Genomic DNA, 22,266 nt, shown 5'->3' on the forward strand with positions numbered 1-22,266 from the left:
AACGAATTCTTGTGCTGATCACGATCCTGATGCTTGCACTAAGTGCTTTGCCTGCAGCAAAAGATGTTGCTGCTCATAAGGAAAAGAAAAAGAATAAAGTATTGCCTGGTGTTGAAGTTCTTTTAGAAGATCAAAAAGATCTTTTAAAAGGCAAAAAAGTCGGCTTAATTACAAATCCGACTGGAATCGACTCAAAGCTTACCAGTATAGTGGATTTGCTGCACAATGATCCGGATATTGAACTGACAGCCTTATTCGGTCCGGAGCATGGAGTGCGCGGAGATGCTCAAGCTGGATCTTACGTCGAATCCTACATCGATGAAAAAACTGGATTGACTGTCTACAGCCTTTATGGACAAACAAAAAAACCAACACCTGAAATGCTTGAAAATGTGGAAGTGCTTGTCTTTGACATCCAGGACGTCGGGACACGCTACTACACATACATCTACACAATGGCTTATGCCATGGAAGCAGCTAAAGAAAACAACATTCCAATCGTTGTGCTTGACCGTCCGAATCCGCAAGGCGGACTTTCAGTTGACGGACCCGTTTTGGAGCCTGAAGCAGCATCGTTCGTGGGACTCTATCCGATTCCGACAAAGCACGGCATGACCGTTGGAGAGCTTGCATCTTTCTTTAACGAAGAATTTGAAATTGGAGCAGATCTGACAGTCGTGAAAATGAAAGGCTGGAAGCGCTCGATGGATTATGATGACACAGGACTTCCGTTTGTCCTTCCGTCACCTAACATGCCAACAGTTTCAACAACCTTTGCTTATCCGGCAACGGGTCTGGTTGAAGGAACAAATCTCTCAGAAGGCCGCGGTACAACGAAGCCGTTTGAACTGATTGGCGCGCCGTTTATCAACAGCACGGACCTGGCTGCAAAACTCAACTCGCTGAGCTTGCCTGGTGTGAAATTCAGAGCAGCATCCTTTACACCAACATTCTCAAAGCACCAAGGAAAGCTAAGTCACGGGGTAGAAATCTATGTAACAGACCGCGAAGAATTTGAAGCAGTCCCAACAGGTCTTCACATCATTAAAACGGTTCATGACATGTACCCGAAAGACTTCCAATTTTTATCGAACAACTTCTTCGATAAATTAATCGGAAACACATGGGTCAGACCGATGATTCTAGATGGAGCTTCTGTTACAGACATCATGAATAAGTACCAGAAAGAACAGGATGAATTTAAAAAGGTTCGAAAAGAGTATTTGATCTATAAGTAATAGCGTGAAAGAGGATGAAATCATTGTGATTTCATCCTTTTTTATTGGCTGTTTTCGCATAGATTGTTGTTTTTGATGTTTATTGTGCAGGAAAGCAGAATTAAATGCACGCTATGAATCCACGATTTTGTTTTTTGCGCAGAAAAGTGGAATCAACCGCATGCTATGCTTCCACAATTTTAGTTTTTGCACCGAAAAGTGGAATCAACCACATGCTATGCTTCCACAATTTTAGTTTTTGCACTGAATCGTGGAATCAACCACATGCTATGATTCCCCGATTTTGTATGTTGCACCGAAAAGTGGAATCAACCGCATGCTATGATTCCACGATTTTAGTTTTTGTACCGAAAAGTGGAATCAACCGCATGCTATGATTCCCCGATTTTGTATGTTGCACCGAAAAGTGGAATCAACCACACGCTATGATTCCACAATTTTGTTTTTTGCACCGAAAAGTGGAATCAACCGCACGCTATGATTCCACAATTTTAGTTTTTGCACTGAATAGTGGAATCAACCACACGCTATGCTTCCCCGATTTTGTATGTTGCACCGAAAAGTGGAATCAACCGCATGCTATGATTCCACGATTTGGGTTTTTACACAGAAAAGTGGAATCAACCACACGCTATGCTTCCACAATTTTGTTTTTTGCACCGAAAAGTGGAATCAACCGCACGCTATGAGAACAAAATTCCATAATGGTAGCTGTAAAAAGGAATCAACCAATTCCTTCTATAAGAGTGGTTGATTCCTTTTTGAGGCATCATTTTGCCAAAGAAATTTCTGCATAGATCTTAGATATGTAAAGAAGGAGATTCCAGTAATTTGCAGAAATTTACTTACAGGAATCTTAAGGAGGATGCATGTGAAAAGATTTTTGATTGTCATACTGCTGATACTCTTTATCTGTGCTGGTTTCATTGGTTTAAGATTCGGCAGCGCATTGTTTCAAGAGGAAGATTCTGCATCTATTCTGCTCGCAATCATGGAGCTTGAGCTATCAATGAGTGATTACATAAAGGTTTCCGGGCATAGATATGTTTCAAAAAGCACAGATAGTTCCGGATTCATACAGGAATTTATGACTGAAAAAGGATGGACTTATAGAGAACAAGCTGGCTCAGGATTTATTTTTGAGAAGGAAGAGCGGTCTGTTGTAGTAGAGACTAGACAATTCTCAAGTCATTATATACTATGGGATGTTCCTAAGGATAGCTGAAAACCAGTTACTAGATAAAGGAGTCATTATGAGAGCAGATTTTAATAAAAGAAGAGTGCAGCAGCGTTATCGCGATAAAAAGAGGCGAAAAGAAGAAAGGGATAAACATACTATTGAAACGATTGTTGTTCTTTTTATCTTTTTGCTGTTTGCGTTTTTATTTTTTCGAAATTACCTTGTTTGGTAAATGAGTTGAAAAGCAATGGTGGTTCCATGATGTTCCGATGCTGCCGGCTGTGCATAAGTTTGATCTAAAAGAACCACAGGAGGAATACAATGAAACGAATGCCATTTCAACGTCCAACAGATCATTATGATGAAAAAGTGTTACCAATTGATGAGCAGCTTTGTGAATTATTGAAATTAAGAAAAGACATATCTAATAATCAACCGGGTTTTCCGCCTTTGGAGTATATCGCTGAGTGGTCTGCAAAATACGAATTATACGAGGATTTGCTCAATAGCGTGTTCGGAGCATTATGGAATGATGAACAATTTCGTCCTGTTGTCGAACCAAAAGGCTTTCGCAAGTATATCCAGGTTTTAAAATCAATAGAGATAGGAGAAGGTTTTTATTCCATCCCATTTATTCGACAGTATGAGAATGCCAGTGTTGTATTTCTGAATATTGATTGGGAGATGAACGAAGGCTGCCTGGAAGATCGGATTCACCGGCATAGCTTTTGGAAGTTGTTTATTAAAGGCGCTTATGATTGCCGAATTAAGGGAGGCGGGGGATCGGATGGGCATCTTTCGTACAATTTCATCGTGTCACCGCCTTTGCCTGACAATCTTTCAGGTCTTGAATTCTCCTTTAAAGAGTATAAGAATCCGTTAAGGGATGAAGAGTCGGCCGGACAGGTAATACGAATCAAAATTGAATAAGAAAAATTTTATTTATTCATCATGAGACGAACAAATAAAAAAATAACAAAAAAGGAGCCAGGATAACAAAATCCTTGGCTCCTTTCTTATTAATATCAATTTTAAGCCGTAGCCGAAACCCGATTCTCCTCAGAATCTGCTTCCTGACTCTCCCGCTCAAGCGGAGCTTTTTTATGATATCTGCCTAAGATAGCCGTCATAACAAAGATTGCGACAGCCGAGTAGACAATTTGCAGCGGTCCGAAGACAAGGAGTGCTGAACCGACGATCATGAGGTCGGTGATGAGCATCGTTTTGCCTGGGTTAAATCCGAATTTCTTCTCAAGGAAAATGCAGAGAATGTTCATGCCGCCTAAGGATGATCCGTTTCTGAACAGGAAGATCAGTCCGATGCCGATGGAGATTCCTCCAAGGATGGCTGCGATGACCGGATGCGGAAAATGGACAATGAAAGATTGCTGCAGAAATTCTGAGGTGATGGACAAGATGCTGACGCTGATAAACGTCCGAAGGGCAAAGGCGATGCCAAGCTGAGTGACAGCGAGTGCATAAAATGGCAGATTGATTACAAAAAACAGGGTTCCAAATGAATAGTTGGTCAGATGCTGTGCTACGATGCCAAGACCGGCCGTTCCGCCAATCACCAGTTCTGAGGATGATAGCAAGTGAACGCCGAGGGACACGGCAAAACAGCCAATTAGGATGCTGACCCAGCGTATTACGTTTTGCATGTTTCCTGACGACTCCTTCTGTAGATGATATCCATCATTATACATGAAGAATTCGTTTATCCTTTTGTTATTGAAAAATGGAAATGTTATGAAAATTAATTGAAAACCCTTTCAATTCGTGTGGTTAAGTAAAACAAATTTAGAGAGGGTTTTTCGCGGAATACAGCTTTTTGCTTTATAATTGAAATTATGAAAAAAGTGTAGCTAAATTGAATGATTATAAAATGTGAATATCTGACCGATGTATTGTTTGTTTTTATGTCAGATTGGGTAAAGAATAAAGTTTGAACGAGCTGATACAATCTAAGATCATCAGAAAGGCTGGAAAAAATAGATGTCAGAAATGCTTTTAGGTTTAAGTACTCCAATAAAAAAATATCGTAATTTTGATGAAGCTTCTGAAAGCATTCTTAAGATGATGAGCCAATTTATTGAAATTAATACTTTGTTCATTGCGAAAAATGATCGTCATAAAAATGAGATTGTGAAAGTTCTGAATCAGGAATTGACGCTTTTAGAAGAAGGCTCAGAGCTTCCTTTTAAAGAAACGTTTTGCAAATTGAGCGTTGATAAGGGAAGAGAGGTACTGATCATTTCTGATTTAGCCGGCAGTGATCTGACAAAAGATTTGGATGTGACGAAAAATTTAGGCGGCGGCTGCTTTATCGGAATTCCGATTTTCTATGAAAATGGTGAAAATTACGGAACCATTTGCGGTCTTGATGCGAAGCCTTTTGCTTTTACAGACAAGCATGTCGATCTATTTGAAACGATGGCATCCCTGCTGTCGTATGTCTTGGAGCTTGATAATGCCAACAAAGAAATTATTCATCTTTCAGCCCCGATTGTCCCGATTACCAAGGGAGTTGCAATCCTTCCGATCATTGGTGATATCAGCGAATACCGGGCTGAAAAAATCATTCATACGGCTCTTTCCTCAAGTTCAGAATTATCTCTGCAATACTTGATAATCGATTTATCAGGCATACTACAAATGAATGATGACGTTAGTTTTCATTTGTTAAATCTTGTGCAGATGCTGAAGCTGATCGGAGTAACTCCTGCTTTGACAGGAATTCGGCCGGATTTAGCGATGAAAGCTGTGCAGCTTAATTTAGATCTGAAGGATGTCATGATAGGCGGGAATCTGGAAGAGATCCTGCATCGCATAGGCTTTACGTTGAATCGAAGCGAATAAACGATCTGATTATTTCATAAAGAAAAGCATGAAGGGCAGCCTCATGCTTTTTGAGCTTTAATATAATCAGGAAAATCCGTTGTAATCCCGTCCAAATCCAGCAGCATAAAAGCTTTTGCTGTTTTACGGTCGCGAATCGTATACGGAATGATTTTCATGTCGTGTTCATGAATACGCGCGATTAGTTTTTTTGTAACGAGGCGTCTGTTAGGATTCACATAGTTTGCATAGGTCTTGAATTCCTCGAGCTGTGTGTTCGATATTCCTTTTGGCGTGAATTTTACAAGGACTCCGATTGGAATCGTTGGTGCGATTTCATGAAATCGTTTCATCGAATTGGTATCGAATGATTGGACAATGACATGTGTCTGCCGATTTTCAATCAGGCCTCTGCTTGCTAAAGCATCGTAGACTTTCTGCTCAATGCCTGGATACAAGGCAGGGCTTTTCAGCTCAATGAGCAGTCCGCATTTTTCACTATAGCGGTCGAGCACCTCATCAAAGGTCGGGATTTTTTGTCCTGCAAACGACTCGTGAAACCAGCTTCCGGCATCGAGTGTCCGGAGCTCATTAACTGTGAGATCGCGGACGTTGCCTTTTCCATTCGTTGTTCTTTCAACGGATTCATCGTGAATGACCATTAATCGGCCATCTTGACTTACTTGCAGGTCAATTTCAATAAAATCAGCTTTCATTTCGATCGCTTTATCGTAGGATGCAATCGTATTTTCCGGTGCATAGCCTGAGGCCCCTCTGTGGGCAACGGTCAGCATTGAGCGTCCTGCACCTTTTTGTGACGCTGCTTTTTTTAAAAAAAGAATGGCTGTCAGTATACATATTGCAATGATAATAATGATGGTTTCCATAAATATACACCCCCGGTCGGCTTGTCTTTTCATAGTACCCCAGTTTATGAATCAATGCCAACAGGAAGGATAGAATCATGATATACTGCAAGTAAAAACGGTGTCAGGGAGGCAGTTATGGAGAAAACAAAAATCTTGATTGTAGAAGATGAAGTGAAGATTGCCAGAGTGCTGAAGCTGGAGCTTGAGTTTGAAGGGTATTCGGTCCACTCCGTTCACAATGGTCTGGATGCGCTTGAACAAATTCGTTCAGCTTCCTGGAATTTAATCCTCCTTGATGTGATGCTCCCTGGTTTAACAGGCATTGAGGTGCTTAGAAGGCTTCGTGCAAATGATCTGGAAACTCCTGTTATTCTTTTGACAGCACGCGATTCGATTCCTGATAAAGTGAGCGGCCTTGATCAGGGTGCGAATGATTACATAACAAAACCCTTTCAAATAGAAGAATTGCTGGCGAGAATAAGGGTTTGCCTGCGGACAAGCAAACCGATTCGTTCAGCTGAGGACGAAGGAATATTGCAGGCGGCTGATCTGACTGTGAATGAAAAAACAAGGGAAGTAAGGCGGGGAGAGGCAGAAATTGAATTGACACCCCGGGAATTTGATTTGCTTGTTTATTTGCTGAGCCATAAAAATCAGGTGCTGAACCGGGAGCAGATCCTGAACGGAGTGTGGGGATACGACTATTACGGAGATACAAATGTCGTTGATGTGTATATCCGTTATTTACGGAAAAAAGTAGACAGTGCGTTTGATTTTGCCCTTATTCACACAGCCAGAGGTGTCGGATACTCAATCAAGGAGCCCGCATCATGAAAATCAACCATAAAATTCAGCTGTTCTCAACGGTCTGGATGCTGATTATCGTTCTTGCGATTAATGCTGCCATCTATTTTTTGTTTTTGACGATGACTCAAAACAGCGAGCTTGACCGGGTGAAGCTGCATGCTGAAGCCATTGCAGGAGCCATAAGACAGGGTGAAAACCAGCCGGTGAACTCATCAGACCTTTTAAGAGCTTATTTGCCTGCTGACGGGATGATCCGAATTATTAATGAACAATCAAAACAGATTTTAGCTGTTTCAAAAAATGCAGATTATCGAAACATCCTGTCTCCGGAATTTCGCTCATCTGAAAGCAGCGAAGTCGTCAAGGCTGAAGGACTTTCTTTTGCGAAGGCTGCTGTTCCGGTAATTTGGAGCAATGGGGAAGTCGTTCAGCTAGAGGTAACCGAAAACCTTGAGAATGTGAATGAAAATATGAATGTATTGAAAATCGTCCTGGCAATCGCTTCGCTTCTAGTATTGCTGCCTTCCTTCCTTGCAGGAAGAATGCTGAGCAGGATGATTCTAAAGCCAATCCATTCATTAATAGGGACAATGGAGGAAATTGAAAAAAAGGAAACCTTTAAAAAAATTGAAGTCAGCCGCCATTCCAAGGATGAGCTGCATCAGATGACAAATACGTTCAATAATATGATCGATCTGCTTCAGACAAATTTTGAAAAACAGCAGCAGTTCATTTCCGATGCGTCACATGAATTGAAAACCCCTTTAACAATCATTGAAAGCTATGCAAACTTGCTGAAACGATGGGGGACCACAAAACCGGAAGTTATGGAAGAATCTGTAGAAGCCATTTACTCTGAAGCAGTGAGGATGAAAGAAATGACCGGGCAGCTACTTCAGCTCGCAGAAAATGATGCACGTATGCAGTTGAACGCAGAAAAAATCGATCTTGTTTCTCTTTGTCAGCAGTCAGGACGAACAATCGAGCAGGTCTACAACCGTCATATTGACTTTTATTTTGATAAAAAAGAGTTGTTTATCTTTGCAGACGAGCTGAAAATGAAACAGCTGCTTTTTATTTTGTTCGATAATGCGATGAAGTACAGTTCAAAGAGCATCACATGTACAGCTGAACGGGAGAATGGGAGGGTGCATCTTTCGATTGCCGATCAGGGCATTGGCATTCCGGCTGAGGATCTTCAGCATGTATTCGACCGTTTTTTCAGAGTGGATAAAGCGCGAAACAGAGAAACAGGAGGGACAGGGCTTGGTCTTTCCATTGCCCGGAAAATTGTTCATGCCCATGGAGGAGAGATTTCCATCGAAAGCACAGAGGGAAAGGGGACTGCTGTTCATCTTTTTTTGATAGATAAGAAAGTATAAAATTTTGCGCTTCGATGGCGAGCGGAATCGCTCAGGCTCCTCGGCCAGAACGGATCCGAAAGTATTGGCAAAAAGCGCCTTTTCTGCCGGATTGTTATGTGTCATGCCTGAGCTGAACGGGCGATTCCGCTTTTCTTACATTCTCATGAAGTTTTAATCTTGAAGAGGTAAGATGATTTCAGGGGTTGAATAATAGGAGGGAATCATGAACAGAAAATGGACCATCATCAGTGTGCTTGTGATCATTGGCGTCATTGGAATCATCGGGATTGCTTCTGCCATGAAGGGTGATGTGAAGGTAACCGAAGCAGAAGCCCGAAATCTAGTAGAAGCGCACTATACGGGAACAATTAAAGAAATGGTGTTAACTCAATCAGATGGCGGAGAAGTCTATCAGGTGGAGCTTGAAGAAAAGAAGGGATTATATACGCTCGAGGTAGATGCCGCAACGGGCAGCATTCAAAACTTGAAGCAGGTAAAGAAGGCAGATCTTGAAAGTGAGAAAGAACCGGCACTGACAGAAGCAGAAGCGAAAAAGCTTGCCGAGGAAACCTACAGCGGGACTGTTCAAACTATGACTTTACAGGGAAAAACCTACAGCATCACATTGCTGACAAAAACAGAAGAAATTAAAGTAGAAATGAATGCTGACAGCGGGGAAATTACTTCAGAGGACAAAAGCAGCATTGAAAAAACCAAACAGCCGGTCAAATTAACAGAAGAACAAGCAGAAAAAATCGCATTGGCTGAAGTGAAAGGGAAAATAGAAGATATTGATCTAGAAGAAGAGGATGGCAGTGTATTCTATGAAGTCGAAATCGAAGCAGGACAGCAGGAAGCAACCATCCAAATTGACGCATTTACAGGTGAAATTTTATCTGTAGCCATTGAAAATGAAGAAGACTGAAAAACATCTTTTGATTTTGTCAGAAGGTGTTTTTTTTATTGTTTGGGGATAGATAGGGCTAAATGATAAGCATTTCATGTTTTTCTCATCGTTTTCTAATGTTTCTATCTCTTTTTTATCATTTTAGAGGTCTAAGATAAGGGTGTAAGAGAAAAACAAGGAGGAATAAAACATGAAATTAACAACAGCATTATTAACAGGAGCACTTGTCATTGGCGGAATTGGGGCAGGATCACAGTTTATCGGACCGAATGACCGTGCCCAGGCAGAGAAAAAGGCAGAAGAGCAAAATCTGAAAATCAGCTACGAACAGGCAAAAGAAATCGTCCTGAAAGAACAAAAAGGCAGTATTTCAGAAATGGACCTTGAGCGTGAATCAGGTGTCTGGGTATATGACATCGAAGTGAAGTCAGGCGGAAAAGACTATGATTTTCACGTAAATGCGGACTCAGGCGAAATCACGAAAAAGAAACAGGACAATAATCAGGATGATGACAGCGATGATTCAAACATTGATTCAAAAAAGGTGAAAATCAGTCTTGAAGAAGCAACGAAAATCGCTTTAAAAGAGGCAAAAGGAACGGTTGAAGAAGCTGAGCTTGAGAATGAAGACGGAAAAGCAGTCTACAATTTTGAAATTCAAGGTGAAAACGGCAAAGAAGCAGAAGTCGAAATTTCGGCAGAAACCGGGAATGTTTTAAAAACAGAATGGGAAAATGAAGATTAATAGAAAAGAACCCTCAAATGTGCTTAGGCCATTTGAGGGTTTTTGATGAAACTCCACTCTTGTCCTATGTCAATTCCTAGTAATTTACATATTTTGATAAGGAAAGTGACTAAGACGTGAAATGGAGGAAGAGAAATGTCTGGTGGAAACAACAACAATGGCTTCGCGCTGGTAGTCGTATTATTTATTCTTTTAATCATCGTAGGAGCTTCATTCTACGGCGGCAACGGCGGATACTAATAATAGCCGGGAGCTTCTGATGATAAATCAGGGGCTCCTTTTTTACATATAACGCATTAGGGTGTTTGATGATTTTCGACAAAATTTACGCGTCTTGGACAAACACACATGCGAACTAATAGAAGGGTGAATAAGATGTCTTATGAGGAAGATGCTTTTCTCAGAATCCTCATATTTGTAAGACACCTCTTCCTGCTTGCGCATGCTGAAAACAGCATGCGATCTTTTTTTGCCTAAAAACGATGCAGACTTGATGCTCATAGACATTTCCTTTTTATTAATCATTTCCCTTACAATGTAAAAACGCCTGGATGGTTTCCAAGCGTCTAGAAGCTCTATTCTTTTGGATCTATGTCTCTCTTTTGATTCAATGAGAGCTGATCGATGCTTTGCTTAATATTGCCTTTGCCCGAGTAATTTTCAATCAGGTCCTTTATGTCAATGCCCGAGGATGCTTTCAGACTTTCCTGAAGAGAGCTCATCAGATTAGTCGCATAGCTGGTGACTTTATTGGCACCGCTGTTTTCCCCGCTTCCGCCGGTGTCGACGACTGTAATTTTATCAATGTTGGAAAGCGGAGCTGCAACTTGCTTTGCGTATTCAGGCAGCATTTTCACAATCATATCCAATATCGCAGCCTGGCCGTATTGTTCAAATGCTTCGGCAATTTTTTCTTTGGCGACAGCCTCAGCGATCCCTTTCAGGCGGATGACTTCAGCCTCTGTTTCCCCTTGTGCTCGCTGTGCTTCGGCTTTTGCTAATCCGTCCATGCGGATTCTCTCTGCCTCAGCTCTTGCCAAAGCTTCAATTCGGTACTGATTTGCATCTGCATCTGCAAGCTGTTTTGCTTTTTCAGCAGCTGCGGCCTGTTCAACGGAGTAGCGGTCAGCATCTGCTTTTTTCTTCACTTCAGAATCATACTGAAGTTCGCGGCGCCGAATTTCTCTTTCTTCGAGTTCAATTTGCTTTTGACGTTCAATGATTTTAACTTGCATTTCCTGTTCGGTAACATGCTGTCTCGCTTTTGCCGTTTCCAGGTCATAGGCCTGATCGGCATTTGCTTTTGCTGTATCCTGATCTCTCCGGTATTCCGCCATTTTCAGCTGATTCAGCTTCTCTGCTTCCGCAATTTCCGTTGCGCGCTCAAGCTCCGATTTTTTCGCCTCTTTTGCTGCTTCTGCCCGTTTGATCCGGGTTTCTTTTTCAGCTTCAGCTGTCGCAATGTCAGCATCGCGCTTGACCTGGGCAATTCTCGGTTTTCCTAAAGAGTCAAGATAGCCATTCTTATCACGGACATCTTTAATGGTGAAGGATACAATGACAAGCCCCATTTTCGCCAGATCCTGAGAGGCTACGCGCTGTACTTCCTGAGAGAACTTTTCACGGTTTTTGTAGATTTCCTCAACGGTCATTGAGCCGAGAATCGAGCGGAGGTGGCCTTCTAGAACCTCTCGGGCTTCCTGCTCACGGTCTGTTTTTGATTTCCCGAGAAATTGTTCAGCAGCTGTTGCAATCTCTCCGATTGAACCGCCGATTTTAATGATCGCCGTTCCGTCTGCCATGACGGGAACTCCCTGCTCGGTGTAGACTTCAGGCGTCGATACATCAAGTTTGCTTGAAAGCAGGCTGAGCGGTTCTGCTTGCTGAAAGACAGGCAGCACGAACGTTCCGCCCCCGCGGACGATTTTAATCTTGTTGCTGTTTTCATCTGTATGGACGTTTTTGGTTCCAAGATAGCTTCCCGTTACAATAAGTGCCTCATCTGGCCCTGCTGTCCGGTATTTCGTAACAAATACAGCGATTAAAGCAATGAGAATGAAAAAGACAATGCATAAAACAATAATGATTGGCATGGTCATAATGTGTCCCCCTTAAGTGTGTCTTCAAATGGCTGATACGATGTGACAAATGCGATGCTGTTTTTGCTTTCAATGACTAAAATCTTTGTTCCGCTTGGGATTGGGGTATTATCAAAGCTTGCGGCCGTTTTAGAGATGGAGCCGACACTGCTTGCGAGCAGCACTTCACCGAATCCATCAACCGGGATGGATGTAATCACATGGCCGATGCGGCCTTTAAGCTCTGATTCATGATAAGAAAGGGATTCCTCTGCTGAAGAAAGCGGAACGAATACAAAGATGTGAAGCAGAGTAACTAGAATTGCTGAACTGAAGATGGAAATTAGTACGGAAAGAAACATTGAAAACAGGGCGGTCATTTCAAGAATGTATCCGCAGGCAAAAAAGAATGTCATAAATGCGAGGACAAGCGTCGGGCTTAAAAACGGAATACCTTCGGTGATGCCTTCTATGGCGTCTCCAAAAAAGACAAACAGCAAGGTCAAGCTTCCGGCAGTAATCAGTCCGATTAAATAAATGGTTTCAATCGGGTAACCAAACAAGTTATCACCCTCTCTCTTTCTTTTTTTGGAAAAATGTCCTTTCTTTGGGTCCCACTTACTTATACGACTTAATAGGCGGAAAGTTTCATCTTTTTGGAAAAATTGAATCATTGCCATTTATTCATTGAATGATAGAATTTAAGAAAACGATCAGCAGGTGAATCTGTAATGAATGAAAAACTCGCAAAAGAGATTGTCGCAAGAACGATGTCCATTATTCCCTACAATATCAATGTCATGGACAAGGATGGAATCTTAATCGGCTCTGGTGATCATGCACGACTTGGGGATGAACATCACGGAGCACTGAAGGTTCTGGAGACAGGAGAAAAGGTTGTGTTTACAGAGCAGGACAGCAGAAATTATCCGCGGACGAAGCAGGGAGTCAATTTGCCGATTTTTTTTCATCAGGAATTAATCGGCGTGATCGGCATCACAGGTGATCCATCAGTTGTCGCTCCGTTTGGAGAGCTTGTAAAAATGGCGGCTGAGCTTACAATAGAACAAGCTTATTTATCAGATCAAATGAGGTGGAATGAAGCATTAAAGCAAGAAACGCTTATTCAGCTCCTAAAAGGCGGTAATCAGCAGACAGCTGAATTTAAAGAACGGGCAGAACGCCTGAATCTGAACATTTCCACAGAAAGACAGGCTGTTCTTTTTCGCCTTCCTGAAGAAATTCCTTTAAAGAAGAGGCAGCTCTTTATGAGAGAACTGGAGCATAGAGCCGGAAAAAATGATTTAATCGTAACAACTTCTGCTTCAGAAATAGTCTGGCTGGTAGAAAGCAAAGTTGTTCGGTCATCTGTTGTTCAAGATAAAATGAATGAAATGCTGGTAAGAATGAATCTTGGTATTTACGGTGCTCTTGGTTATCAGTACGAAGGATTTTGCGGTGTATCACTTTCTTATGAGAGTGCAAAAGAAACCCTGGATGCTGCAAGAAAATACTGTGCTGACGGTTATTTCTACATATATACAGATTGGGCGCTTTCCGTTCTGCTCAGAAATAAGAAAGACGAAACGAAACATGAGCTATTTAAACATACGATGAACATATTCCTGCAGTCAGACCGGAATGGAGAGCTGCTGCATACCTTAAGAGCATTTATTCAGTTTGACGGAGACATGAATAAAACAGCTGAGGAGCTATTTATCCATAGAAACACTCTCAGATACCGGCTTGATAAAATTGAAGAAATAACATCCTATAATCCTCGGAAGACGCTGGATTTAATGACCCTTTATGCGGCAATAATGGTGACTTAAGCTGTGCATTTGCACAAATAAGTCCGATTATTGCCTTCTTTTTTTGTCAGCCGTGACAATGATTCCTTTTTAGTAAGCGATTACAATTATATTTATTGAAACACTTACAAAGGGGGATACACCATTGGATATTCAAGTAAGCGCTTTCGGTGCGGTGTGCGCGCTGATTGTTGCGATCGTTCTCATCTTAAAGAAAGTTCCTCCAGCATACGGCATGATGGCAGGCGCGCTGGCAGGCGGCCTTCTTGGAGGAGTCAATCTGACGGAAACCGTAGAATTAATGATCACCGGCGCCAAGGATATCACGCCGGCTGTTCTTAGAATTTTAGCTGCAGGCGTTCTTGCAGGCGTGCTGATTGAATCAGGTTCTGCCTCAGTGATCGCAGATACAATCATTAAGAAAATAGGTGAAAAACGCTCACTGCTTGCCCTCGTAATAGCAACGATGCTTTTAACAATGGTCGGTGTCTTTATAGATGTAGCTGTTATTACCGTTGCACCGATCGCTCTTGCCATTGCACAAAGAGCCAAGCTCTCTAAGCCGGCGATTTTGCTTGCGATGATCGGTGGAGGGAAGGCAGGAAATATCATGTCGCCAAATCCAAATACGATTGCGGCAGCAGATGCATTTGACGTGCCGCTTACATCCGTGATGGCAGCTGGCATCATACCTGCGGTTTTTGGTGTCATTGTCACATATGTTTTAGCCAAAAGAATGGTTTTAAAAGGTGAACAGGTAAAAGCTGAAGAAATTACGTCTCAGGATGGAGGCCATCTTCCTTCTTTTGCAGCAGCCATCAGCGGTCCGCTTGCAGCCATCTTATTGCTTGCGTTAAGACCAATTTTTGATCTTGCGGTCGATCCGATTATCGCTTTGCCTCTTGGGGGCATCATTGGAGCAATCGCGACAAAGAACGTTATCCGCTTAACCGATTATGCCACTTCAGGGCTTTTGAAAATGTCTGGTGTGGCGATCATGCTTATCGGAACAGGGACGCTTGCAGGAATTATTGCGAATTCAGGTCTTAAGGATGTTATTGTAGCAGGTTTGAACGCTTCCGGACTGCCGGCATTTATTCTGGCTCCGGCATCAGGAATTTTCATGTCAATGGCTACTGCCTCGACAACAGCGGGCACAGCAGTAGCAAGCAGTGTTTTTGCTCCGACAATCATGGAAATCGGGATTTCCGGCCTTGCAGGAGCAGCCATGGTGCATGCAGGAGCTACTGTGCTTGACCATCTTCCCCACGGTAGCTTTTTTCACGCAACAGGAGGAAGTGTTTTTATGGGAATGAAAGAAAGAATGAAGCTGATTCCCTATGAATCTCTTGTCGGATTCACACTGGCGGTTATCTCTACCTTAATATTTGGCGTATTAAAACTGTTCGGATAGGAGCTGAAAAAGTTGAAGATTGTGATAGCACCAGATTCATTTAAAGAAAGCATGACGGCGCTCGAAGTATGTGAAGCGATAGAACGCGGATTAAGACGGTCCTTGCCTGAAGTTCAGACGGTGAAAATTCCAATGGCCGATGGGGGCGAAGGAACTGTACAGGCATTGGTGGATGCTACAGGCGGAACCTTTACCTCCCTTACCGTGACAGGTCCTCTAGGTCTTCCAGTTGAAGCTGGATACGGCTGGCTTGGAGATAGGAAGACAGCTGTCATTGAAATGGCGGCTGCTTCAGGGCTTCATCTAGTGCCGCCCGAAAGAAGAAATCCGCTAATGACGACAACAGCAGGTACTGGCGAGCTTATAAAAGATGCTGTGCAAAAAGGGGCAGAGCATTTGATTATCGGCATTGGTGGAAGTGCAACTAATGACGGCGGCATGGGCATGGCTCAGGCACTGGGAGTGAAATTCCTTGATGAAGAGGGAGCAGACTTACCGAATGGCGGAGGCGCCTTATCAAAGCTTGCAAGAATTGATGTTTCAGGAATGATGAAAGAATTATCAGGTGTAGCCATTGATGTAGCCTGTGATGTCGATAATCCCTTGACAGGGCCGAACGGTGCGTCTGCCATATTCGGTCCCCAAAAAGGAGCAACAGATGAAACAGTTGCTGTACTAGATCAGAACCTCTCACATTATGCTTCTCTCATTCTAAAAGAAACGGGCATGGATGTTGAAAAAAGAGAAGGATCCGGTGCAGCAGGAGGACTGGGAGCGGGGCTGCTTGCCTTTTTGAATGCGAATTTAAAGCGCGGAGCCAGCATTGTCATAGAAACCGTGCAGCTTGAAAAACACATGTCGGAAGCTGATCTTGTCATAACTGGTGAAGGCAGAATCGACGGACAAACCATACACGGCAAAACGCCTGTCGGTGTATCAAAGCTTGCAAAAAAGCTGAATATCCCTGTTATTGCGATTGCAGGGTCAATCGGCGATGGGTATGAAAGCGTGCATGACGAGGGAATTGATTCTGTTTTTTCCATCGTCCCGGGAATTGTAACATTAGAAGAAGCACTGCAAAAGGGACCAATTTTTGTAGAGAATTTGATGGCCAATCTTGGCCGGGTGTTAAATTTGAAAAAATAAGGGGAAAACCGGTTAGCACGATCTAAAACCGGTTTTTTGCTATTCTCAATTCAGCAGGCTGTCTTTACGCAAATTTCTGCATTTATAGATATCCATGAATCGGCTATTTTTCTGCAAATCTAATAAATCCTCATTCTCTCTTTTCATTGCCATCCATATTTTGTAACATGGGAGATGAGGAGATGAAATTAAGTGAATATTTTATACATAGAAGATGATCTCGAAATCGGCAGCTGGGTGAAAGATGAGCTGCTGCAAAAAGGGTATTCCGTTGAGTGGCTGACTTCAGGACTGTCATTGCAAGAGGATAAAAGGGCTGATTTGCTTATTCTTGATGTCATGCTTCCTGGGCTTGATGGTTTTTCTTTAGGAAGAAGATTTAAAAAGAAAAACCCGGATACCCCAATCCTGATGCTGTCTGCCAGAACATCCATCGATGATAAGCTTGAGGGGCTTGAGTTCGCAGATGATTATCTGACAAAGCCGTTTCACCCCGAGGAGCTTGTTAAAAGGGTTGAAGTGCAGTTGAGAAGGTATCAAAAGCATACATCAGGAAAAATGATGCTCAAACACCTGGAAATTGATCAGGCGAACCGCTCCATTGTGAATGCCGACACGGGCGATGAAATAATCTTAACAGGAAAGCAATATCATATTTTCACCTGCTTCCTGCAGCATCTCAATCAAATCCTGACGAAAGAACAGCTGTTTGAGCATGTATGGGGCGAGCCGTTTTTAGATGGAGACAAGACACTGATGGTCCATATTCGCTATTTGCGCGAAAAAATCGAGAAGAATCCTTCTGAGCCTGAGATCATTGAAACGGTCAGGGGAGTCGGCTACAGGGTGAGAGGATGAACTGGCACAAATCGCTGCAGTTCAAATACCTTTCTATCATTCTTGCAGCTGTTCTTTTTATTCCCGTTTCTTTTGCCCTGGCATCCACGCTTGTTTATATACCGGGAGTTTTTCTGCAGGTTGAAAAAGAAACGCAGCATCCTTTTGACGGCTACAATGAACTCACTGAGATGTGGCATGAAGAAGCCGGGAAGCTTGAAGGGGCAGATGATCAAGAAATTGCGGACAAACTGGAAGCTTTGCATGAAAAATACCGCGGTTCTGAGCTGTTTTGGGTAGACAATAAGGGGAGAACAAGAGAGATTTTTTCCTATAGTGGCGAGCTTCCGCAAATTTGGACGCCAAATTATACGATTTCCTTTATGAAAAACAGCTTTGATGCGGATCCTTTTACGGTGGTCGCTTTTATCGGAGAGGATCAAGATAATGGATTCATGGTCATCCGAGTGGAACGGCTGATGCTCGAACCTCCGATTCAAAGGCTGGGAGATGGATTTGATGCCGTTTATTTTGCTGTGCTCGCTGCGATGATGCTCCTGTTCTTTTTCCTGTCATGGCTGTTTTTCAAAAAACTTCATAAGCGGATTCTTCGTTTAAAAGAGGCGATGCAGAAAAAAGACGACTCAGGGCTCCCGCTCCCTATAGCTTTATCAAATAAGGATGAAATCGGAGAGCTTGAAGAAAGTTTTAATCACATGATTAAAGAACTTGAGGAAAGCAGAGAGCGCGGGAAAAAGGAAGAGAAAATCCGCAAAGATTTAATGGCAAGCCTCTCTCATGATTTGAGAACGCCGCTGACCACCATGCGTGCGCAGCTTTTTAATGTTAAAAAAGAGACTGAAACAGCAGCCGGCCTGCAGGCTGTTCAGGCTATCGATGAAAAAATTGATTTTATCAGCTCGCTGATTGATAATCTCTTTTCTTATACACTTCTTTCAACAGGAAAGTATCATTTTTATCCGCAAGAAATCAATCTCAGCCGGTTTGTCAGAAAAAAGGCTGCGGAGTGGTATCCTGTCTTTGAAGAACATAAATTCGAGGCAGAAATCGAGCTTGAGTCCGATGCAATCCACTGGTTTGCAGATCCTGAATGGCTTGAGCGAATCCTTGATAATTTGCTGCAGAATATTATTCGCCATGCAGATCAGGGCAAATATGTCGGCATTGCTGTTATTGAAACGGCAGCCGGACAGCAAATTCAAATCCGCGACAGGGGACCTGGCTTTCAGCAGGACAGCGGGAATAAAGGAGCAGGCATCGGACTGACAATCGCCCAGATGATGACAAGGAAAATGGATCTCGCATTCAGAATAGATTCAGATAGGAGCGGAACGATTGTCTCCATCATAAAAGAAAAATGAGCGCCTGAATTTCAGGCGTTTTTTTATAGTATCAATATTTATATGAATTGCGCTTCGTTTTCCAGCGCAAGCGCCCAACTTCTCAACCAGAACGAATCTGCCTGTCGGTGCGGGCCTTGGCGCTTGCGCTTTTGTTCTAATATCAGAATTTATATCTGTAATACTTCAATGGCAAGTGGAAACGCCGGAATCGTACCCTGCTAAACCGAGTAACGGTAGGGGAGGTAAGAATGCCACGGATAACTTCTCCAAAAATTGAAAGCAGAGAATACCTCCCGTTTCCCGCTTCTGTGCAGCGATCATCTTTCATCATCCGATTCCTAAACCTGTTTTCACATAAAAAGGTGGGACTAGGATTTTTCCATCGGATTCTTATCAGCCTATCGGATTTGATCAAGGAGCTTGCGCTTTTCTTGTTATGGGTGCAAAAACGAACAAAATGATCAGGTCAAATACAAAATGAGCACCTCAAATAAAGAACAAAATACTGGTCATTCAAAATGAGCACCTCAGGTAAAAGAACAAATAATCAGGTCAATACAAAATGAGCACCTCAAATAAAGATCAAAATGATTACCTCATACAAAATGATCACAAGAGGTGATCAAAATGATCAAGAAAAGGACAAAATGAGCACAAGAGGTGATCAAAATGATCAAGAAAAGGACAAAATGAGCACAAGAGGTGATCAAAATGATCAAGAAAAGTGACAAAATGAGCACAAGAGGTGATCAAAATGATCAAGAAAAGTGACAAGATGAGCACCTGCATAGAAAGATTATATATAAAGAATAGATAAAGAGATTTTAAAGAGAATTTAAAAAGAATTAAAAAAAAAAGATTCATTCTTCTGCTACTTAATCTTCATTTCTCTTTATAGTGTCAGTGAAGAAGATTTTCATATCCTGCGAAGAAATAAGATATACTGAAACTAGCAAACTATTTTGGTCATGAAACTTTTTGGCCGATTGAACGTATTACATTCAAACCCAAAGAGAGGAAGATAACGTTTGAGAACTTCAAATCCAGCTTTAAAAGCTTTTACAAAACGGGAAGGATCATACGCAAGCAAGCCGATGACGCTGATGGGAGCAATTAATAAATCATTTTTGCTGCTGTTTATTTTGATTACTGCTGCAGGGGCAGCCTGGTATTACAGTGCACAGGGCCAGGATGTGACGGCCATTATGATCGGCGGGGCGATTGGCGGATTCATCGTTGCTCTGATTGTCAGCTTTGTTCCAAAGACAGCTCCAGTTTTGGCGCCTGTATACGCTGTGCTTGAAGGGATGTTTGTTGGAGGGATTTCAGCTTATTACGCATCCCTCTATGAAGGAATCGTGATGCAGGCTGTGCTCCTTACGGCCAGTGTTTTCCTTGCGCTATTGCTTGCTTACCGCTCACGTTTAATCAAAGTAACACGCAATTTCAGATTAGGAGTTTTCGCTGCAACAGGCGGGATTATGATTATGTATTTGCTGTCATTCGTGCTTAGCTTTTTCGGCGTAACCGTTCCATTTTTGCATGATGCATCTCCGATTGGCATTCTTATTTCAGTCGCAATCGTCATAGTGGCAGCCTTGAATCTTGTGCTCGACTTCGACTTTATTGAAAATGGATCGAAGGCTGGTCTTCCAAAGCATATGGAATGGTATGCAGGATTTGCCCTTCTGGTCACATTAGTCTGGCTTTATCTTGAGATTTTGCGTTTGCTTGCTAAATTGCGCAGGAATTAATAAAAAAAATGCCCGCTCTATAAAATTAAGCGGGCATTTTTCTATTTAAGGCGGATTTTAGTTTCTTTTTCGATGTAACCGGGAGAATCGATGAATTTCATTGATAACGGCCCCTGCTTGATTTTACTTCTGTCAAACTGTACGGCAAATCGTTTTTCACCGGTTTCCGTTTCTGAACTTGATGATGTCACATAGACATCTGCACCGCTTGCATCTGTCAGATTATTTATGAGCATGCTTGTATTTTCTCTTTCCTCATCATAGGTAAAGACAACCTCATCTTTAAGGACTTCAATCGAACTGAAAACATCATCCTGGGGCTGTTCTAGGACAATATTTTCAGCTGGATCAACGATGACTTCGATATCGTCTTTCCTGATACCCCGTATTCTGCTGAATTCGAGGTAAAGTTCCTTGGGCGCTTCAAAATAGTTGCTCTCAAGAAAGATGATTTTTTCTGTGCCGCTAATTTCCCTTCCTACAAGTCCATTGTTGAAAAGAGACCACGGTTCTCCTTTTTCATCTGTCAGCTGGATGTCCTCAAAAGCAAATAGCTCCATCGTATTCTGTTTATCATATTCAACGTAAAGTGCAGCAGTAAGGGGTGTAATCTCTGCTTTTTTAAACGTGATGCCTTGATTATCAACCGTTATTCTCTTGTTAATGTGAATGACTTTCATTTTTTCTTTTACTAAATCCTGATCTAGCTTAAACGAAAATTGAAACGTGTCTAACTTAGGTTTAGAAAGAGGTCTTTCTGTTTTAACCATTAAATCAAGCTGGAAATTTTCATGATACATGGGCTCTACGAAATCATACTCAATGGACCAATCGGAGCTCTCGTCTTTTCCAAGCGGCTCTCCCATATGACCGTAACTGAACATGGCATTTTCATTAAGGTCTTTTGATCCTGATGTTAAGTGTATCTTTTCTATTTCCGCTTTCGCTTTTTCAGCAGAATTATGAACCGTGTAAAAGATTTTCAGTTTCTTTTGATCAACAATAGCGGAATTCAGGGTAATTTCAATGCCGCTGTGCTTGTCAGATACCCCAATTGCCTGGGCAAAATCATTGTTGACGGCCGACATCAATCCTTTGTTGTATCGGATCATTTCCACCATTTTTTCCATGCCGGGGATTGAACTGACATAGTCAGCAAAAGCAGGGGAAACTCTGATTAGCGTGATAAAAACAAAGATGAAAATGGCTGCAGCAAGCGATGCCCATTTAATCGATGGCCGCACTTTTTTTCGTTTCGCTTTTTGAAAGCCTGCCATGATGGCATCATCTAGACTGTCATAGGGGACTTTGATCTGATCTGTTTTCTTCTTCAATCTTGTTAACTCGCTTTCTTCTCTTTCAAACATGAAAATTTCCTCCTTTCTCGTCAAGCTGCTGCCGCAATAAAGCCAGTGCTTTAGTAAGCCGGGTTTTTACTGTGCTCTCGGGACAGTTCATCTGCTGTGCTATGTCCTTGATTTTCAGATCGTGAATGTATTTCATCATGATTACATTTTGGTATTTTTCATCGAGTCCAAGCAGGGCCTCTTCAATTTCCAGATAAACAAAGGAATCAGTGCCTGAGCCAGAGGCAGCCAGTTCCTCATTAATCTGGATTCTTTTTTTTCTCTTCATTTGATCATGACAATAATTCAGCAGGATTCGAATCAAATAGGTGGTGAAGAAAGAAGGCAATTTTACTTTATGAAGCGATTTATATGCACGGAAGGTGACCTCCTGTACGGCTTCAAGCGCATCCGTTTCATTTCTTAAATACATAAATGCCGTCCGGTAAAGCTGTTCCTTATGCTGCTTCATTAAAAGCAGGAAGGCCCCGTCATCACCTTTGATTGCTTTCTCCGCGAGTGTGGGGTCTGTCAAAATGGATTCCTCCTTATTGTTTTGCAGATCTTG

General features: G+C 42.3%; 22 protein-coding genes. 16 read left to right on the forward strand and 6 right to left on the reverse strand.

Going from position 1 to position 22,266, the window contains the following annotated elements; translation table 11 throughout:
- The first annotated feature begins 29 nt into the window (after window positions 1–29).
- From AC3ISE_RS07250 to AC3ISE_RS07265, 4 genes are all read left to right on the forward strand, one after another.
- Window positions 30–1,238: an exo-beta-N-acetylmuramidase NamZ family protein gene (locus AC3ISE_RS07250; protein WP_489224288.1), complete on the forward strand. Its 1,209-nt coding sequence runs from the start codon at window positions 30–32 to the stop codon at window positions 1,236–1,238.
- An 871-nt stretch (window positions 1,239–2,109) separates the two neighbouring features.
- Window positions 2,110–2,463, forward strand: coding sequence for a hypothetical protein (locus AC3ISE_RS07255; RefSeq protein ID WP_489223661.1), 354 nt, complete (start codon window positions 2,110–2,112; stop codon window positions 2,461–2,463).
- Between the two features lie 28 nt (window positions 2,464–2,491).
- Entirely contained in the window at window positions 2,492–2,650 is a 159-nt protein-coding gene (locus tag AC3ISE_RS07260) for a hypothetical protein (RefSeq protein ID WP_489223662.1), read from the forward strand.
- Window positions 2,651–2,739: 89 nt separating this feature from the next.
- On the forward strand, window positions 2,740–3,348 hold the full coding sequence (locus AC3ISE_RS07265) for a hypothetical protein (RefSeq protein WP_489223663.1): 609 nt from the start codon (window positions 2,740–2,742) through the stop codon (window positions 3,346–3,348).
- Between the two features lie 101 nt (window positions 3,349–3,449).
- On the opposite strand, the gene AC3ISE_RS07270 is transcribed toward AC3ISE_RS07265, so the two are convergent.
- Entirely contained in the window at window positions 3,450–4,079 is a 630-nt protein-coding gene (locus tag AC3ISE_RS07270; protein WP_133311573.1) for a YitT family protein, read from the reverse strand.
- Between the two features lie 334 nt (window positions 4,080–4,413).
- Between AC3ISE_RS07270 and AC3ISE_RS07275 the strand changes: the two genes are divergently transcribed.
- Window positions 4,414–5,277 carry an STAS domain-containing protein gene (locus tag AC3ISE_RS07275; protein WP_489223664.1) on the forward strand — a complete coding sequence of 288 codons (864 nt, stop codon included), beginning with the start codon at window positions 4,414–4,416 and terminating at the stop codon, window positions 5,275–5,277.
- A 41-nt stretch (window positions 5,278–5,318) separates the two neighbouring features.
- Here the strand turns inward: AC3ISE_RS07275 and AC3ISE_RS07280 are convergent, their stop codons facing one another.
- Window positions 5,319–6,143, reverse strand: coding sequence for a glycerophosphodiester phosphodiesterase (locus tag AC3ISE_RS07280; RefSeq protein ID WP_489223665.1), 825 nt, complete (start codon window positions 6,141–6,143; stop codon window positions 5,319–5,321).
- A gap of 117 nt (window positions 6,144–6,260) precedes the next feature.
- On the opposite strand from AC3ISE_RS07280, the gene AC3ISE_RS07285 reads away from it, so the two are divergent.
- The 5 genes from AC3ISE_RS07285 to AC3ISE_RS07305 all read left to right on the forward strand — a co-directional run bounded on the left by AC3ISE_RS07285 (window position 6,261) and on the right by AC3ISE_RS07305 (window position 10,188).
- Window positions 6,261–6,959, forward strand: a complete 699-nt coding sequence (locus AC3ISE_RS07285) for a response regulator transcription factor (RefSeq protein ID WP_489223666.1) — start codon at window positions 6,261–6,263, stop codon at window positions 6,957–6,959.
- A complete protein-coding gene (locus AC3ISE_RS07290; RefSeq protein WP_489223667.1) occupies window positions 6,956–8,314 on the forward strand; it encodes a sensor histidine kinase in 1,359 nt (452 codons plus the stop codon). The genes AC3ISE_RS07285 and AC3ISE_RS07290 overlap by 4 nt, the downstream gene beginning before the upstream one ends.
- Before the next feature lie 205 nt (window positions 8,315–8,519).
- The gene (locus AC3ISE_RS07295) at window positions 8,520–9,221 is read left to right on the forward strand and encodes a PepSY domain-containing protein (protein ID WP_489223668.1); all 702 of its coding nucleotides are present in this window, start codon (window positions 8,520–8,522) and stop codon (window positions 9,219–9,221) included.
- A gap of 172 nt (window positions 9,222–9,393) precedes the next feature.
- Window positions 9,394–9,948: a PepSY domain-containing protein gene (locus tag AC3ISE_RS07300; protein ID WP_489223669.1), complete on the forward strand. Its 555-nt coding sequence runs from the start codon at window positions 9,394–9,396 to the stop codon at window positions 9,946–9,948.
- Between the two features lie 135 nt (window positions 9,949–10,083).
- Complete coding sequence (locus tag AC3ISE_RS07305; RefSeq protein WP_083328226.1) at window positions 10,084–10,188, forward strand: YjcZ family sporulation protein; 105 nt, start codon at window positions 10,084–10,086, stop codon at window positions 10,186–10,188.
- Between the two features lie 335 nt (window positions 10,189–10,523).
- Here AC3ISE_RS07305 and floT read toward each other — a convergent pair whose 3' ends face one another.
- Together floT and AC3ISE_RS07315 are read right to left on the reverse strand one after the other, a co-directional pair.
- Window positions 10,524–12,047: a flotillin lipid rafts scaffold protein FloT gene (gene floT, locus AC3ISE_RS07310; protein WP_489223670.1), complete on the reverse strand. Its 1,524-nt coding sequence runs from the start codon at window positions 12,045–12,047 to the stop codon at window positions 10,524–10,526.
- Window positions 12,044–12,589: an NfeD family protein gene (locus AC3ISE_RS07315; protein WP_489223671.1), complete on the reverse strand. Its 546-nt coding sequence runs from the start codon at window positions 12,587–12,589 to the stop codon at window positions 12,044–12,046. Before AC3ISE_RS07315 ends, floT begins: the two co-directional genes overlap by 4 nt.
- Before the next feature lie 168 nt (window positions 12,590–12,757).
- On the opposite strand from AC3ISE_RS07315, the gene AC3ISE_RS07320 reads away from it, so the two are divergent.
- The 6 genes from AC3ISE_RS07320 (at window position 12,758) to AC3ISE_RS07345 (ending at window position 20,352) form a co-directional block, all read left to right on the forward strand.
- Complete coding sequence (locus AC3ISE_RS07320; protein ID WP_489223672.1) at window positions 12,758–13,858, forward strand: CdaR family transcriptional regulator; 1,101 nt, start codon at window positions 12,758–12,760, stop codon at window positions 13,856–13,858.
- A gap of 124 nt (window positions 13,859–13,982) precedes the next feature.
- Window positions 13,983–15,251 (forward strand): GntP family permease, encoded by a 1,269-nt coding sequence (locus AC3ISE_RS07325; protein WP_489223673.1) that lies wholly within the window; start codon window positions 13,983–13,985, stop codon window positions 15,249–15,251.
- Between the two features lie 12 nt (window positions 15,252–15,263).
- Window positions 15,264–16,397: a glycerate kinase gene (locus tag AC3ISE_RS07330; RefSeq protein WP_489223674.1), complete on the forward strand. Its 1,134-nt coding sequence runs from the start codon at window positions 15,264–15,266 to the stop codon at window positions 16,395–16,397.
- 192 nt (window positions 16,398–16,589) lie between these two features.
- Window positions 16,590–17,255, forward strand: coding sequence for a response regulator transcription factor (locus tag AC3ISE_RS07335; protein ID WP_489223675.1), 666 nt, complete (start codon window positions 16,590–16,592; stop codon window positions 17,253–17,255).
- The gene (locus tag AC3ISE_RS07340) at window positions 17,252–18,616 is read left to right on the forward strand and encodes a HAMP domain-containing sensor histidine kinase (RefSeq protein WP_489223676.1); all 1,365 of its coding nucleotides are present in this window, start codon (window positions 17,252–17,254) and stop codon (window positions 18,614–18,616) included. Before AC3ISE_RS07335 ends, AC3ISE_RS07340 begins: the two co-directional genes overlap by 4 nt.
- A 1,010-nt stretch (window positions 18,617–19,626) precedes the next feature.
- Window positions 19,627–20,352 carry a Bax inhibitor-1/YccA family protein gene (locus tag AC3ISE_RS07345; RefSeq protein WP_489223677.1) on the forward strand — a complete coding sequence of 242 codons (726 nt, stop codon included), beginning with the start codon at window positions 19,627–19,629 and terminating at the stop codon, window positions 20,350–20,352.
- Between the two features lie 41 nt (window positions 20,353–20,393).
- On the opposite strand, the gene AC3ISE_RS07350 is transcribed toward AC3ISE_RS07345, so the two are convergent.
- Window positions 20,394–21,719, reverse strand: a complete 1,326-nt coding sequence (locus AC3ISE_RS07350) for a DUF4179 domain-containing protein (RefSeq protein WP_489223678.1) — start codon at window positions 21,717–21,719, stop codon at window positions 20,394–20,396.
- A complete protein-coding gene (locus tag AC3ISE_RS07355) occupies window positions 21,712–22,233 on the reverse strand; it encodes a sigma-70 family RNA polymerase sigma factor (protein ID WP_489223679.1) in 522 nt (173 codons plus the stop codon). Before AC3ISE_RS07355 ends, AC3ISE_RS07350 begins: the two co-directional genes overlap by 8 nt.
- Between the last annotated feature and the right edge of the window lie 33 nt (window positions 22,234–22,266).

The sequence above is a fragment of the Metabacillus sp. KH_069 genome (genome assembly GCF_057838075.1).